Origin of the sequence: Nocardia sp. NPDC005366 (assembly GCF_040606855.1) — a bacterium.
Taxonomy (GTDB): domain Bacteria; phylum Actinomycetota; class Actinomycetes; order Mycobacteriales; family Mycobacteriaceae; genus Nocardia.
Window position 1 is genome coordinate 239318 of sequence record NZ_JBEXFQ010000001.1, and the last position, 16122, is coordinate 255439.

General features: G+C 66.2%; 11 protein-coding genes. 10 read left to right on the forward strand and 1 reads right to left on the reverse strand.

Annotated features, from left to right (window positions below):
* The first annotated feature begins 16 nt into the window (after positions 1-16).
* The 8 genes from ABZS43_RS01050 (at position 17) to ABZS43_RS01085 (ending at position 12908) form a co-directional block, all read left to right on the forward strand.
* Complete coding sequence (locus ABZS43_RS01050; RefSeq protein WP_355033749.1) at positions 17-1003, forward strand: pyridoxal-phosphate dependent enzyme; 987 nt, start codon at positions 17-19, stop codon at positions 1001-1003.
* A 208-nt stretch (positions 1004-1211) separates the two neighbouring features.
* Positions 1212-3374: a glycoside hydrolase family 3 C-terminal domain-containing protein gene (locus ABZS43_RS01055; RefSeq protein WP_355033750.1), complete on the forward strand. Its 2163-nt coding sequence runs from the start codon at positions 1212-1214 to the stop codon at positions 3372-3374.
* 158 nt (positions 3375-3532) lie between these two features.
* Positions 3533-4054 carry a single-stranded DNA-binding protein gene (locus ABZS43_RS01060; protein ID WP_355033751.1) on the forward strand — a complete coding sequence of 174 codons (522 nt, stop codon included), beginning with the start codon at positions 3533-3535 and terminating at the stop codon, positions 4052-4054.
* 137 nt (positions 4055-4191) lie between these two features.
* On the forward strand, positions 4192-5868 hold the full coding sequence (ettA, locus tag ABZS43_RS01065; protein ID WP_355033752.1) for an energy-dependent translational throttle protein EttA: 1677 nt from the start codon (positions 4192-4194) through the stop codon (positions 5866-5868).
* A 397-nt stretch (positions 5869-6265) separates the two neighbouring features.
* Positions 6266-11197: an NAD-glutamate dehydrogenase gene (locus ABZS43_RS01070; RefSeq protein WP_355033753.1), complete on the forward strand. Its 4932-nt coding sequence runs from the start codon at positions 6266-6268 to the stop codon at positions 11195-11197.
* Positions 11198-11546: 349 nt separating this feature from the next.
* A complete protein-coding gene (locus tag ABZS43_RS01075) occupies positions 11547-11972 on the forward strand; it encodes a thioesterase family protein (RefSeq protein WP_355033964.1) in 426 nt (141 codons plus the stop codon).
* A 66-nt stretch (positions 11973-12038) separates the two neighbouring features.
* On the forward strand, positions 12039-12704 hold the full coding sequence (locus ABZS43_RS01080) for a hypothetical protein (RefSeq protein WP_355033754.1): 666 nt from the start codon (positions 12039-12041) through the stop codon (positions 12702-12704).
* Between the two features lie 48 nt (positions 12705-12752).
* Positions 12753-12908, forward strand: coding sequence for a hypothetical protein (locus tag ABZS43_RS01085; RefSeq protein WP_355033755.1), 156 nt, complete (start codon positions 12753-12755; stop codon positions 12906-12908).
* A 3-nt stretch (positions 12909-12911) separates the two neighbouring features.
* Here the strand turns inward: ABZS43_RS01085 and ABZS43_RS01090 are convergent, their stop codons facing one another.
* On the reverse strand, positions 12912-13619 hold the full coding sequence (locus tag ABZS43_RS01090; RefSeq protein WP_355033756.1) for an HNH endonuclease: 708 nt from the start codon (positions 13617-13619) through the stop codon (positions 12912-12914).
* A gap of 218 nt (positions 13620-13837) precedes the next feature.
* Between ABZS43_RS01090 and ABZS43_RS01095 the strand changes: the two genes are divergently transcribed.
* Both ABZS43_RS01095 and ABZS43_RS01100 read left to right on the forward strand, forming a co-directional pair.
* A complete protein-coding gene (locus ABZS43_RS01095) occupies positions 13838-14242 on the forward strand; it encodes a globin (protein WP_355033757.1) in 405 nt (134 codons plus the stop codon).
* Positions 14243-14507: 265 nt separating this feature from the next.
* A complete protein-coding gene (locus ABZS43_RS01100; RefSeq protein ID WP_355033965.1) occupies positions 14508-16100 on the forward strand; it encodes an alpha-amylase family glycosyl hydrolase in 1593 nt (530 codons plus the stop codon).
* Positions 16101-16122: the final 22 nt, after the last annotated feature.

Consider the following 16122-nt stretch of genomic DNA (forward strand, 5'->3'; position numbering starts at 1 on the left):
GCCGCGAGAAGCTTTCGTGAGCGGGCGGGTGCACAGGGTGAACGAACGCGGCGTGGCCGGGTCCGGCGTGGACGAATCGGGTAGGGCACACCGGGTGGATCGGTCGGACGTGCGCGCGGCGCGCAAGAGACTGGCGGGGCGGATCCGCAAGACGCCGGTATTCCACACCTCCGTCGCCGGACCGAACGGGCCGGTGCCGGTGACACTGAAACTCGAATACCTCCAGCACGGCGGAACTTTCAAGGTGCGCGGCAGTCTCAACGCGCTCCTGGAATCGCCGGCCGCGGCCGAGGAAGTGGTGATCGCCTCCGACGGCGATGCCGGAATCGCGGCGGCCGTCGCGACGGCGCAGCTCGGCAAGGCGTGCACGGTAGTCGTGCCGGAATCCGCGCCGCATACCAAGGTGGCGGCGATGTGGTCGCACGGCGCGGAAGTGGTGTGGCACGGCACAACCTATGCCGAGGCCTGCTGTCACGCCGATGATCTCGCGACCGAGCGCGGGGCCCTGCTGTTGCGCGTCGACGACCTGGCGGCGGTCGTCGCGGGCGCCGGGGTTGTCGGATTGGAACTCGAAGACCAGGTGCGCGGGCGTCCGCCGGTGCTGATCTCGGTCGGCGGCGGCGGACTCGTCGCCGGTGTGGCGTCGGTACTGGGGCGCAGACAACAGGTGATCGGCGTCGAACCGGTCGGCTATCCGGTCTTGCACACCGCGCTCGAAGCCGACAACGCGATCGGGCCGTGTGCGCCCGATGCCTCGCCGGCGCACCGCATCGGCGCGGTCGCCCTCGGGATCGCCCGGCACTATGACATCCGCTCGCTGCTTGTCACCGACGACGCCGTCGCCGCGGCCAGGGAATACCTGTGGCGCGAATTCCGCATTGTCGTCGAGTCGACCGGCGCGACCGCGCTCGCCGCGGTGCACAGCGGTGTGTATGTGCCGGTGCCCGGCGAACGTCCCGTTGTGGTCCTCTGCAGCGCCGATACCGAGCTCCCCAGGCGCTGACCCTGGGTATTCCGGCCCATGAGTCCGTGCCGCATAACAGGTCTATATCTCGTTGCGCGTGAGATCGCAGAATGATCGCTGGTTGATTGCTGGCGCGTACATTGTCGCTCGGTGACATAACGCGAGCCGTGTGTTCGGCGGGCCGGGGCGGGTGCCGTCGAATCGCGCGGACGAGCGGTGAGGCCCATGATCCGAGGGAGATGCGCTGATGTCCGAGATAACGGATGACACCCTGCACGCGCTGGTCGGCACGCTGGATCTGGCACGGAAGGTGCGGTTGCTGACAGGTGCCGATATCTGGTCGACTGTCAACGAACCCGCTCTCGGACTGCGGTCCATGACGCTGTCGGACCGACCTTCGGGGGTGCGGGGGCCCGCGTGGGACGAGCGTGATCCCGCGTTGCATCTGCCGTCGGCGACCGCGCTCGCGGCGACGTGGGATCTCGATCTTGCCCGCGCCTACGGTGCGACGTCGGCGGCCGAGGCGCGACGCAAAGGTGTCGACGTGGTGCTCGGGCCGACCATCAATGTGCAGCGCAGTCCGCTCGGCGACAGACATTTCGAGGCATTCTCGGAGGACCCGCTGCTGACCGGCAGGCTGGCGGCCGCCTATGTGCGCGCGGTGCAGGAACACGGGATCGGGGCGACGCCGAAACATTACGTGGCCAACGATGTCGAGGCCGACCGCTACACCGCCGACGTCGAGGTTGACGACCGCACCCTGCGCGAGCTGTACCTCGCGCCGTTCGAAGCGGCCGTCAGAGCCGGGGCGTGGCTGGTGATGTCGGCCTACAACGCGGTCAACGGCGTGACGATGACAGAGAATCGGCTGCTGACAGCGCCGTTGCGCACCGAATGGGGTTTCGACGGCGTGGTGGTGTCGGACTGGACCGCCGTTCGCAGCACCGAGGCCGCGGCGAATGCCGATCAGGACCTGGTGATGCCGGGTCCGGAGGGGCCCTGGGGCGCGAAACTCGTCGAGGCGGTGCGCGCGGGAACCGTGCCGGAGGCAGCCGTCGATGCGAAGGTACTGCGACTACTCCGCCTGGCGGCGCGTGTCGGCGCGCTGGATGTCGCGGACCGCGGCACGCCGATCGCGCGCGACGGCGCGGTCCGCAGCCGCGTCTCCCACACGCCGGATACGGGGTTGCGGGTGGCGCGGGAGGTGGCGGCGGCGGGGATGGTCCTGGTCCGCAACGACGGTGAATTGCCGTGGCCGAGTGCCGGTCCCGGTTCCATCGCGGTGATCGGCGAGCCCGCGTTGTGGCCGCGCACGCAGGGCGGTGGTAGCGCGACCGTGATGCCGGAGGATGTGATCAGCCCCGTCGACGGGTTGCGGGCCGCGCTGCCGGGCGTGACGATCACCGCGCATCCGGGGGTGCCGATGCAGACCGGACTCCATCCGTCGCCGTTGTCCGCGAGGATCGATCCGGAGACCGGCGAACCGGGGCTACGCGCCCGATTCCTCGCCGCCGACGACAGCGAATTGCTGAGCGAACATCGCCGCGCCGGTCAGTGCGAGAGCGGTGCGAGTGATCCGGCGACCGCGATCGATGCGGCGGTGCGGCTGGCACGCGACAGTGATGTCGCGGTGGTCGTGGTCGGTACCGGCGCGCAGGCCGAGAGCGAGGGTTTCGTCCGCACCACCCTCGCACTGCCCGGCGCACAGGACGATCTGGTGCGCGCGGTGGCCGCCGCGAATCCGCGCACGATCGTTGTGGTGAATTCCGGCGGTCCGGTCCTGCTGCCGTGGCGTGACGAGGTCGCCGCCGTGCTACTCGCCTGGTTCGGCGGGCAGCAACTCGGTCACGCGCTCGCCGACGTCCTGCTCGGCCACCGGGAGCCGGGCGGCAGACTGCCGACGACCTGGCCCGCGGCCGAATCGGACGTGCCGGTGCTGTCCACCGCCCCGGTGAACGGCGTGCTGCGCTATGACGAAGGTATTCATATCGGCTATCGCGCCTGGTTGAAGGGGGATGTGCGGCCCGCCTACCCGTTCGGGCACGGACTCGGGTACACGACCTGGGCGCTGACCGACCTCACCGTCGCGCCCCCGAGCGTGAACGGGTCGGTCGATATCGAGGTCACCGTGCACAACACCGGTGCCAGGGCGGGTAAGCAAGTCGTTCAGGTCTACCTGTCGCGCGAGGATTCGGCCGTCGACCGCCCGGTGCGCTGGCTGGCGGGTTTCACCCCCGTCGAGGCCGAAGCCGGTCGATCGATCCGGATCCGGATCCCCCTGTCGCCCCGCGCCTTCGCGCACTGGGATGGGGTGTGGCATATCGAACCGGGTGTCTTCACCGTGCACGTGGGCACCAGCGTGACGGATCTTCCGTTGACGGCGGATACGTCGGCGCTCGCGGCCGTCTGAGTCGAAGCGGAGCTTGTCCACAATCTGGAAAGTTGTCCACATTCCCCGGATCGCGCCGCCGCGAGAGCCGACGGTCGACCACGCTGAGGACGCCCCCGGAAAGGGGGAGGAAGTACCGGGGGCAGTTGGGTCCCGGTCCGGAGACGAAGGGCGTAATCATGTACGAAGCGATGGCTACCGTGATCGGTACCGTGGTCACCCACCCGGCCAAACGTGATCTGAACACGGGGGAGCAGGTACTGACCTTCCGGCTGGCGAGTAATTCGCGCCGTTTCGACCAGGCCACCGGGTCCTGGGTCGACAACGGAACCCTTTTTCTCACGGTCAGCTGCTGGCGGCGGTTGGTGCCAGGTGTGGAGGCATCGATCCGGCGCGGCGACCCGGTCGTCGTCTACGGGCAACTGCGCTCACACGAGTACCGGACGCGCGACGGCGTGGAGCGCCGCGATCTCGAGATGCGGGCCAGCGCGGTCGGCCCCGATCTGAACCGGTGCACCGCGCGTATCGCTCCTCGATCCGACTCCGGGACCGGGTCGGTAGCCGAGGGCGTGATACGGAATACTTGTCACGGATCGAGCGCTGAACAGGATGCACGCGTTGGCCAGGGACTGGGGGAGACCGCAGCGACCGTGCCTTCCGCATCTACCCAGAGCGCTGAACCGGAGCCGGTCGACGCCTGACCTTTCGCGTGGCACAACCGCGTGTGAGCAGGGCTGATCCGATCCGGAGGCACTCCGGCGCCCGGACCGAATCGACCACGGCGCGGTGGGTGGCGCTGCTTGATTCCACCGTTCCCCAGACCGATAGGCTTGTGTATATGGCTGAGTTCATTTACCAGATGAAGAAGGTTCGTAAGGCGCACGGCGACAAAGTCGTGCTCGACGATGTCACCTTGAACTTCCTTCCCGGCGCCAAGATCGGTGTCGTCGGCCCGAACGGCGCCGGTAAATCCAGCGTGCTGAAGATCATGGCCGGACTGGATCAGCCGAATAACGGTGAGGCGTTCCTCGCGCCGGGCGCCACCGTCGGCATCCTGCAGCAGGAGCCGCCGTTGAACGAGGAGAAGACGGTTCGCGGCAATGTCGAGGAGGGCCTCGGCGAGATCAAGGTGAAGCTGGACCGCTTCAACGAAATCGCCGAATTGATGGCCACCGACTACTCCGACGAGCTCATGGATGAGATGGGCAAGCTCCAGGAGGATCTCGACCATGCCGACGCGTGGGATATCGATTCCCAGCTCGAGCAGGCGATGGATGCCCTGCGCTGCCCGCCGCCGGACGAGCCGGTCACCAAGCTCTCCGGTGGTGAGCGTCGTCGTGTCGCCCTGTGCAAGCTGCTACTGAGCAAGCCCGATCTGCTCCTGCTCGACGAACCGACCAACCACCTCGACGCCGAGTCGGTGAACTGGCTCGAACAGCATCTCGCCCAGTACCAGGGCGCGGTTCTCGCGGTCACCCACGATCGCTACTTCCTGGACAACGTCGCGCAGTGGATTCTCGAACTCGACCGCGGCCGCGCCTTCCCGTATGAGGGCAACTACTCCACCTACCTGGAGAAGAAGGCCGAACGCCTCGAAGTGCAGGGCAAGAAGGACCAGAAGCTGCAGAAGCGGCTCAAGGAAGAACTCGCCTGGGTGCGCTCGGGCGCCAAGGCCCGCCAGGCCAAGAACAAGGCCCGCCTCGGCAGGTACGAGGAGATGGCGGCCGAGGCCGACAAGCACAGGAAGTTGGATTTCGAGGAGATCCAGATTCCTGCGGGCCCGCGCCTCGGCACCGTGGTCGTCGAGGTCTCGCATCTGGACAAGGGTTTCGGCGATCGCCAGCTGATCAAGGATCTGTCGTTCACCTTGCCGCGCAACGGCATCGTCGGTGTCATCGGCCCGAACGGCGTCGGTAAGACCACGCTGTTCAAGACGATCGTCGGACTCGAAGCGCCCGACAGCGGTGAGGTGAAGGTCGGCGAGACGGTCAAGCTGAGCTACGTCGACCAGAACCGCGCGGGTATCGATCCGAAGAAGAATGTCTGGCAGGTGGTCTCGGAGGGGCTCGACTTCATCCAGGTCGGCAATCAGGAGATGCCCTCGCGCGCCTATGTGAGCGCATTCGGGTTCAAGGGTCCGGATCAGCAGAAGCCCGCAGGCGTGCTCTCCGGTGGTGAGCGCAACCGGCTGAACCTGGCGCTGACCCTCAAACAGGGCGGCAACCTGATCCTGCTGGACGAGCCGACCAACGACCTCGACGTGGAAACCCTCGGTTCGCTCGAGAACGCGCTCGAGCAATTCCCCGGCTGCGCCGTCGTCATCTCCCACGATCGCTGGTTCCTCGACCGCACCTGCACCCACATCCTCGCGTGGGAGGGCGATTCGGATAACGAGGCCAAGTGGTTCTGGTTCGAGGGCAACTTCGAGGCATACGAGACGAACAAGGTGGAACGGCTCGGAGCGGAAGCGGCTCGCCCGCACCGGGTTACGCACCGCAAACTGACCCGCGACTGACTGTGGGATCCGACGGGGCGAGCGCCGCGCGCATCGCCCCGTCGATCGGCGACTTTTTCGAAGGATATGCGGGGAACAGCCGTCGATCGGCCTCGCTGTCGAAGGAAATACGGACAACCGGCCTGACCCGCCGAATCTCGATAGGGTGGGTTATGTGCATGCGCCGGTGCTGTCCGAACACTGGGTAGTTCCCATGTCCGACGCACCGTCATGACGGTCGCCGGGGCCGATCAAGTGCTGAGCCGAGCGGATGATCTCGGCAATGCAGCGGCGAACCTCACAACAATGGTGAACACCCTGGGATTCAAACGGATTTCACCCTCTTGTCTCGGGCGCGCAGCTACTCTCGGACCGGCGTCACTTTGTTACGGAACCGATCCGAGGAGTTGGCGAAAAAATGACGGTCTCGTCCGAATTGTCCAGTGCGGCGTGGTCCGCGGGTCTGCCGCAGTCACTGCGTGGCGATCTCGCGACCCTCGAGGAGGCGTATTTCCGCCACGTCGACGCGGGCGATGTGGACTGCGCGATCACCGGGATCACCCAGATCTTCCGGCGGCACCTGGAGTTGGCGATATCACGCCCATCCGGCCGGGCGCTGGTTCGGGTGTATCACCCGGACGACGGGTCGGGCCTGGGGGCCGCCATCCAATTGGTGACCGACGATATGGCGCTACTGGTCGAGTCCATCACCTCCTCGTTGAGTCGCATGGGCGTCAGCGTCAGCGAAGTCATCCACCCCATCTTCGAGGTCGAGCGTGACGCCGAGGCGCGGCTCGTGCACGCGGCGCCGCACGAGGTGGACGGCAACGGCGGGACCGGACTGCGCGAATCGTGGATGCACCTGCAGTTGCACCCGTCGACCACCCGGGCCGTGCTGGATCGGATAGAGCAGGCGTTGCCCGTCGTCGTCACGGACGTGCGCCAGGTCAACAGCGATACCGACGCCATGAAGCAGGTGCAGGGCACCCTCGCCGACACCCTCACCAAGGCCGCCGAATCGGGTTACGCGCCCTTCTCCGCCACCGATCTGACCGATACCGCCGATCTGCTGCGCTGGTTGGCCAGCGGTAACTTCACCGTCCTCGGCTACGCCCGTCATCGGCTGAGCGCCGACCGGGAGGAAATGTCTGCCAACGCCCTGCCGGGCACCTGCCTCGGCGTGCTGCGTCCCGATGTCGGCACCGATTTCCGGGTTCCGATCAACAGCGGCGATCGGCCGCTGCTGATGCTCACACAGGGCCTGGTGCCCGCCACCGTGCATCGTTCGGTGTACCCCTACTTCATCGGTGTCGCGGATTTCGATGAATCGGGCAGGGTCGTCGGCGATCACCTCTTCATCGGGGTTTTCACGGTCACCGCCGTACACGAGAACGTCCTCGACATCCCGGTGATCGAGCGTCGGGTGCGCTCGGTGATCGAGGAGAGCGGATTCGATCTGGATTCGTTCTCCGGGCAGGCCATGCTCGAGGTCATCCAGTCCTTCCCCCGCACCGAGCTGTTCTCCTCGGATACCGAGACCATGCGCCGCACCGCGACCGCGGTACTCAATGTCGGTCTGCGCAGACAGGTCAAGCTGTTCATGCGCGCCGACGGCTACGGCCGATTCGTGGCCTGCCTGGTGTATCTGCCGCGCGATCGCTACACCACCCACGTGCGGTTGGAGATGCAGGACATCCTGGTCCGCGAATTGGGCGGCGCATCGATCGACTATTCGGTGCGGGTGAGTGAAAGTGAGCTCGCCAGCGTCTATTTCACCGTTCGGCTGCCCGACGCCGAGCACGGCACGCCACATGAGGCGCCCGCGCCCGCCGACACCTCGGAGCCGAACCGGGTGCGGATCCAGCGTCTGCTCGCCGAAGCGAGCAACACCTGGGACGACCACCTCAACGATCAGTTGAATACCGCGCCGGTACTCGATCCCTCGGTCGTCCAGCGGTATGCCGACGCCTTCCCCGAGGGCTACAAACAGGATTTCGCTCCGGCTCGCGCACTCGGCGACATCATGCGGCTCGAGCGCCTCTCGGACGGTTCGATCGTCCAGAACCTGTATCGAAGGGCGGGGTCGGAGCCGGGTTCGTGGCGTTTCAGCCTGTATATCGGCGGTACCGGAATCTCGCTGAGCCAGGTACTGCCGGTGCTGCAGAGCCTCGGCGTCGAAGTCGTCGACGAACGCCCGTACCAGATCATGCTCGAGAGCACGCCGGGCGGGCGTGTCCTGGAGCGCTGGATCTACGATTTCGGATTGCTGGCGCGTCCCGAGCTCCTGCGCAGTTCGCTCGACCGGGATCTGGACGCCGAACTGCTGGAATCCTCGGCCCGCGCGGAGGCGCTGGAAGCGGAAGTACGCGGGCTGCGCGAGCGGTTCACCGATGCCTTCGAGGCGGTCTGGTACGGCCGCGCCGAGGCGGACGGGCTGAACGAACTCGTGCTGCGGGCTCGGCTCCCGTGGCGGGCGGTATCCATCCTGCGCACCTACGCGAAATATCTTCAACAGGCGGATTTTCCGTACAGTCAGGCCAATATCGCCCGGGTCCTGCTGACCTATCCGGACGCGGCGCGGTTGTTCGTCGACCTGTTCGCCGCGCGGTTCGATCCGGATACCGTGACGGCCGAACACGCGGCCGAGCTCGAGGTCCAGCTGCGCGGTCGCATCGACGAGGTGGTCAGCCTGGACGCCGACCGCATCCTGCGCGCCATCCTCAGCTTGATCAGGGCCACCCTGCGCACCAACTACTACGTGACCGATGCCGAGGGAATGTCGCGTGACTACATCTCGGTGAAGGTCGAGCCGCGCGAAATCGCCGAACTGCCCAAGCCGCGACCGCAATACGAGATCTTCGTCTATTCACCGCGGGTAGAGGGCGTGCACCTGCGATTCGGTTCGGTCGCGCGCGGCGGATTGCGGTGGTCGGACCGCCTGGAAGATTTCCGCACCGAGATCCTGGGACTGGTCAAGGCGCAGGCGGTGAAGAACGCCGTCATCGTGCCGGTCGGCGCGAAGGGCGGTTTCGTGGTGAAACAGCCACCGCTCGCGACGGGGGATCCCGGGGCGGATCGCCAGGCGCTCGGCGCGGAAGGGGTGGCGTGCTACCGCACCTTCATCTCGGGGCTGCTCGACATCACCGATAACGTCGATCGGGTGACCGGGGCAGTCCTGCCTCCCGCGCGGGTGGTCCGCCGCGACGGTGACGACACCTATCTCGTTGTCGCGGCGGACAAGGGCACCGCGACCTTCTCCGATACCGCGAACGATATCGCTCAGCGCTACGGGTTCTGGCTCGGTGACGCGTTCGCCTCGGGTGGTTCGGCGGGCTACGACCACAAGGCGATGGGTATCACCGCCAAGGGCGCGTGGGAGAGCGTGAAGCGGCATTTCGCCGAGATGGATATCGATACCCAGAGCCAGGATTTCACCGTCGTCGGCATCGGCGATATGAGCGGTGACGTCTTCGGCAACGGCATGTTGCTGTCCCGGCACATCCGGCTGGTCGCGGCCTTCGACCACCGGCACATCTTCCTCGACCCGAATCCGGACGCCGCCACGTCCTACGCCGAACGGCAGCGGATGTTCGCGCTGCCCCGCTCCTCGTGGGCGGACTACGACACCTCCTTGATCTCCGAAGGCGGCGGCGTATGGGACCGCACGGTGAAATCGGTTCCCATCAGCCCGCAGGCCCGTATCGCGCTCGGACTGGCCGATGACGTCGAATCCCTGTCGCCCCCCGAACTGGTGCGCGCGATCCTGCTCGCCCCGGTCGGTCTGCTCTGGAACGGTGGCATCGGCACCTACATCAAGGCGTCGACCGAATCGAACGGCGATGTCGGCGACAAGTCCAACGATCCGGTTCGCGTCAACGGAAACCAATTGCGGGTCAAGGTGATCGGCGAGGGCGGAAATCTGGGCGCGACCGCGCTCGGGCGCATCGAGTTCTGCCGCGCCGGCGGCAAGATGAATACCGACGCGCTCGACAATTCGGCGGGCGTGGACTGCTCCGACCACGAGGTCAATATCAAGGTGCTGCTCGACGGCGTGGTCAGCAGCGGCCTGCTGCCGGAACCGGAGCGCAACCCCCTGCTCGCCTCCATGACCGACGATGTCGCGCGGATGGTGCTGCGGGATAATGTGTCCCAGAACTTCCTGATGGGGATCTCGCGTTTCGAGGCGCCGCGGATGCTGAATGTCCACGAGCGGCTCATCGAAGATCTCGAGCATCGCCGGGGACTCGATCGCGAATTGGAGGCATTGCCCTCCACCGTGGAGTTGAAGCGCAGGCGGGAAGAGGGTTCCGGACTCGCGTCCCCGGAACTGGCGAATCTCATGGCGCACGTCAAACTTTCGCTGAAGGCCGACCTGCTCGAATCGGATCTGCCGGATAACAACTATTTCGCCAGCAGACTGCCCGATTACTTCCCGACGGCGCTGCGGGACAGATTCGGTGCGGCGATCAAGAAGCATCGGCTGCGCCGGGAGATCGTCACCACCATGATCGCCAACGAGATGGTCGATTACGGCGGGATCGGATACGCGCATCGGCTGAACGAGGAGACCGGCGCGACCGCGACCGACGCGGTGCGTGCTTTCGCCGCGGCCATCGAGATCTTCGATCTGCACTCGATGTGGTCACGAATCCGTGACGCGGATACCTCGACCTCGGTACGCGACGCCCTCGAAGTGGAGACCAAGCGCACCCTGGACCGGGCATCGCGGTGGTTGCTGAGCAACCGTCCTCAGCCGATCGCGGTCGGCGCGGAAATCCACCGCTACAGCCGCGGCGTGCGGGAACTCACGCCCAAGGTGCCCGGCTGGCTGCGTGGACACCATGTCGCGACGCTCACCGGTCACTCGGCGGAACTGATCGCCGAGGGGGCATCGACCGACCTGGCCACCGAGGTCTTCGGCCTGCTCAATCTCTTCCCGCTGCTCGACGTGCTCGATATCGCCGATATCACCGACCGTGACTGTGACGAGGTCGGCTCGCTGTACTACGCCCTCAACGATCACCTCAAGATCGATTGGCTGCTGGAAGCGGTGAGTCACCTCGAACGCGGCGACCGTTGGCATTCGCTGGCCAGGCTGGCGCTGCGCGACGACATGTACGGTTCGCTGCGTTCGCTCACCCTCGATGTGCTGTCCGCGGGTGATCCGGAGGAGACCGCGGACGAGAAGATCGCCTACTGGGAGTCGAAGAATCAGTCCCGCTTGGGCCGCGCTCGGGCGGCACTGTCGGAATTGTTCGAATCCGGAACACATGATCTCGCGACGTTGTCGGTCGCGGCACGACAGGTGCGCAGCATGGTCAGCGGCGTGGGCGTGCAGTCCGAACGCTGAACGTATTCGGCCGGGTGCGCCGGAGGGCGCTCCCGGCCGAATCATGCTACGGTGCAGCAGAAATGCGGGTAGCGCGACGCCGCGCTGACGGAATGCCCGCAGCGCCCCGCGCCCCCGCGACGATCACCGGTGGCGGAGATTGCGATACTGGTGCCGCGAATCGGTCTGGATCCGGGCGAATGCCAGGTCTCAGCGACCGGAATTGATCGACATTCGGTGCCCGACGGTTTCGCCGTGATGCCAGTCTTGCAGCGTCGCAGGTATGGAACAGCGTGAGACGGGGCACCCGATCGGAGGTACCACGGTGACGAGTTCGGTGAACGGTGCAGGAAAGGCCAACGGTAGCGCTCTGCTGCTACCCCAGCGCTTCCACGCCAAGGTGGAAGTCAGGTGGTCGGATATGGACGTGTTCCAGCATGTCAACCATGCCCGGATGGTGACGCTGTTGGAGGAGGCCAGGATTCCGTGGCTGTTCGAGGACGGGCGTCCCACCGCATCGCTGCGTGAGGGCTGTGTGCTGGCCGACCTGCGGGTGCGTTATCGGGGGCAGTTGCGGCACGAGGACACCCCGCTCGATATCGCCATGTGGATCGAGCAGGTGCGGGCCGTCGATTTCACCGTCGGCTACGAGGTTCGGGCCAACGGCGCCGCGCCGGATTCCGCGCCCGCCGTGATCGCCTCGACCCAGATCGCCGCGTTCGACATCCAGACCCAGCGGTTGCGCCGGCTCAGCGACGTCGAGCGGGCATACCTCGCGGAGTGGATGGACAAGTGAGCTGAGTCGGATTCCTGACGACGGTGTTGTCGTGAAGGCGGTTGCCGTGATGCCGGAGTCGCCGTGATGGCCGAACAGCGGGTGCTGCGTGTCACCGATCCGGCCGAACGCGAGAATCTGGCTACCTTTCTCACCCGGGCGATCCGACTGGACGTCGCGGCGGTGGTCCGGTTGCGCAGGCGCGGTGAGCATCATGTCTCGGCCTGGGTGGCAACCGGTTTCGAGGCGCTGGCGGTGCGGACGGTACTCGCCGAAATCGGGGTGGACGATGTCACCGTCGGCGCTGATCTGGTGCTGGCCGGGCTCGCCACGGGCATCCCGATCGACCTCGGTTATGCGATGGACTCGGCCTGGCGCGGCGCGCTGCCCCCGACCGACGGATTCGCCCATATCGATGACGTCCCCGCGCGCACCCTGGTCGAACTCGCCGAACGCGGCGCCCAACTCGCCAAGGAACACGGCAGCGCACACGGTCCGCCCGCGTCGCTGCTCGACCAAACGGTGCTCACGGTGTCGGCCGACCCGATCTCGGTCGAGGTTCCGATGCGCGTCGTCTTCGCCCTCACCGCAATGGATTTCATCCCGCATTCCGGTGACAAAGCCGAGGCCGAGAGTATTCCGCCCGCAGAAATCGTCCGCGTCCGGGCCACCAACACCTGGTTACGCATCGATGCGCGCTACGGTTCGGTCGCCCGCCGCCGCGGCGGCGCCATTCCACTGCTGCCGAACTGACCCGCCGCCGAACTGACCGCGATCGGTGGAATTCCGAGGATTCAGGTGATGTCGAGCAGGCGCAGTATCGCGGTACTCCCTGCCGCGGCCACGATGACCACGAGCAGCGGCGCGCGCCGCTCTTCCTACCCCGGTGACGCCCCGCATATCTTCGAGGCCATCGAGGCGGGGACCTGGGCGAAGCTGGTCATCGAATACGCGTGAGTCTCAGGCCGCGCCCTCGCCGAGATACTGCAACCACACCGGGTCGAGATCGGTGGTGGTGGACAGCAGCCGCCAATGCGGCCCTTTCGGGGAGACGAGCGGCGAACGCAGCGTCCAGCCCAGCTCGCTGAGCAGTTTGTCGGCTTTGCGGTGGTTACAGGGCGCGCAGCTGGCGACGCAATTCTCCCAGGAATGCTCGCCGCCCCGGCTGCGCGGGATGACGTGGTCGATGGTTTCGGCCTTGCCGCCGCAATACCCGCAGCGGTAGCGGTCGCGATGCATGAGAGCGGCCCGTGTCATCGGAACGCGCGCCCGGTAGGGGACGTGCACGTAATTGCGCAGCCGGATCACCGACGGTACGGGCACGGCGGCCTCGGCCGAATGCACGACCGGGCCCTCGTCGTTGTGGTGGACGGCGTCGGCTTTGTCGCAGATGAGCAGGACGACCGCGCGACGCGCGGACAGGGCGGTGAGCGGCTCGTAGGTGGCGTTGAGAAGCAGCACCCGGCGCTTCAACCAATGGATGGTCTCGGTGGGGATCGAAGTCAGATGTGGACCGTGATGGACGGTCTCACCGTGGCGATGTGAGCCCGGATGGTGGTCGGACAAGACGTGCAGCGGAGTAGCCCCCGACCCACGGTTGTGGACGTCGGCGGGCTGGAGTTGTCGGTGCGCCCTGGCCTCCTGTGATCGGCCGTGCCGCTGCTTCATGGGAACCCCGATTTCGTATTCGACAAGATCATGTGATATTCAGCTGGTACTTCACCCCAGTTGACCATGGAAACCGGCTGATTGCACGGTGATTTCGCACAATGTTGGGTTAACGGCTGTTGAAGTGCCCCCGCGCCGCTATGTGAGGTGGTCCGCGCGGCAAAGGGAGCCGTGCGGGCACAATGGACGGCGGTGCATTCGGCGATCGAGAGGATCAGATGAGCACGGGCGAGCAGACGGCGACGTCGTTCTACGAGGCGGTCGGCGGCGCGGAGACTTTCCGGCGCATCGTCTCGGCATTCTACCGCGAGGTGGCCGCCGACGAGGTGCTGCGTCCGCTCTACCCGGAGGAGGATCTGGGACCGGCGGAACGGCGGCTGCGCATGTTCCTCGAGCAGTACTGGGGTGGGCCGCGAACCTATTCCGAAGAACGCGGGCACCCTCGGCTGCGGATGCGGCATATGCCGTTCAAGGTCGGTCCGATCGAGCGGGACGCGTGGTTGCGCTGTATGCGTATCGGCGTGGCCGAGATCGAGCCGGACGTGCTCGATGACCAACATCGCAAGGCGCTGCTCGACTATATGGAGATGGCCGCGAATTCTCTGATCAACTCACCCATCTGAGCCGCGCGCCGCGATGTGGCGTACCCGACATTCGTCGGCGAAGGTGATGCAGATCGCGTTTCGGTGATGGCGGCGAATTCGCTGGTCCACCAGTACTGATTCGACCGCTCGGTTCGATTGCTGGACCGTGGCAGGTTTTTCGGATGCCCGACGCACACGCTGATGGTTTGCCGGATATCGTGAACTTGGCGTTGCCTGAAGGAATTCATCGAAATTCTTTGGCACTATTACGGATGTGACACAGACACCAGCCGAGCCGGCGACGGTGGATCGCACCGCAGCGGCCGATGGAGACGCGCAACCGTGGTGGCGCTCCGCCGTGTTCTACCAGGTCTATCCCCGATCGTTCGCCGATTCCGACGGCGATGGAGTGGGGGATCTCGGCGGGATCAGGGAAAAGCTCGGCTACCTGGAACTGCTCGGCGTGGACGCGCTGTGGATCTGCCCGGTCATGCGATCGCCGATGGCAGACGGGGGCTACGACGTCGCCGATCCGCGCGATATCGACCCGCTGTTCGGCGGTATGGCCGCGATGGACGCCCTGATCGCCGAGGCACACGCCCGGCGCATCAAGATCACCATGGATCTGGTGCCCAATCACACCAGCGATCAGCACCCCTGGTTCGCCGCGGCGCGCGCGGGCGCCCCCGGCGGCGGGGAACGCGCGCGCTACATCTTCCGTGACGGTCGCGGGCCCGACGGCTCCGAGCCGCCGAACAACTGGCCGAGTATCTTCGGCGGCCCCGCCTGGACGCGGATCACCGAACCCGACGGCACCCCCGGCCAGTGGTACCTACATATCTTCGCGCCCGAGCAGCCGGATCTGAACTGGGAGAATCCCGAGGTCATCGCCGATTTCGAGCAGACCCTGCGATTCTGGCTCGATCGCGGGATCGATGGGTTCCGGATCGACGTGGCCCACGGCATGGCCAAACCTCCCGGCCTGCCCGATATGGCGAACGTCTCCACCAAGATGCTGGTGCACGACGACGACGATCCGCGTTTCAACAACCCGGGCGTGCACGATATCCATCGCCGTTTCCGCAAGGTGCTCGACGAATATCCGCACGCGGTATCCATCGGCGAGGTGTGGGTCGACGACAACGCCCGCTTCGGCGAGTACGTGCGCTCCGACGAGCTCCATCTGGCCTTCAACTTCCGTCTCGCCGAGACCGAGTTCAACGCGGAATCGGTGCGCGCGGCCATCGATAACTCACTCGCGGCGGTGGTCCCGGTGGGTGCGACGCCGACCTGGACCCTGTCCAATCACGACATCGAACGTGAGGTCACCCGCTACGGCGGCGGCGTCGTCGGCGTCGAGCGGGCCAAGGCGATGATGATGATCGAGCTCGCGCTGCCCGGATCGGTCTTCCTCTACAACGGCTCGGAACTGGGTCTGCCCAACGTGGACGACCTGCCCGAGGACCTCCTCCAGGATCCGGTGTGGGAACGGTCGGGACGTACCGATCGTGGGCGCGATGGCTGCCGGGTTCCGCTGCCGTGGGAGGGCGACACCCCGCCGTTCGGTTTCACCGCCGCCGAACAGTCGTGGTTGCCAGAACCCGCGGAGTGGGCACAACTGACCGTGGAGGCGCAGCTGGAGGAGCTCGGCTCGACGGTATCGCTGTACCGGATGGCGATCGAGCTGCGCGGGGCTCGCCCGGAATTCGCGGGTGACGGCGTCGAATGGTACGGCAGCCCGAAGGGATGCCTCGCATTTCGCAGGCCGGGCGGACTGGTGTGCGTACTCAACGCCACGACGGCTCCGATTCCGCTGCCGCCCGGCGAATTGCTGCTGGCCAGCGCGGCGCTACAGAACGCTCAGCTGCCGCCGAACGCCGCGGCGTGGCTGGTCTGAGCCGACACGGAGGTGCCGCTGC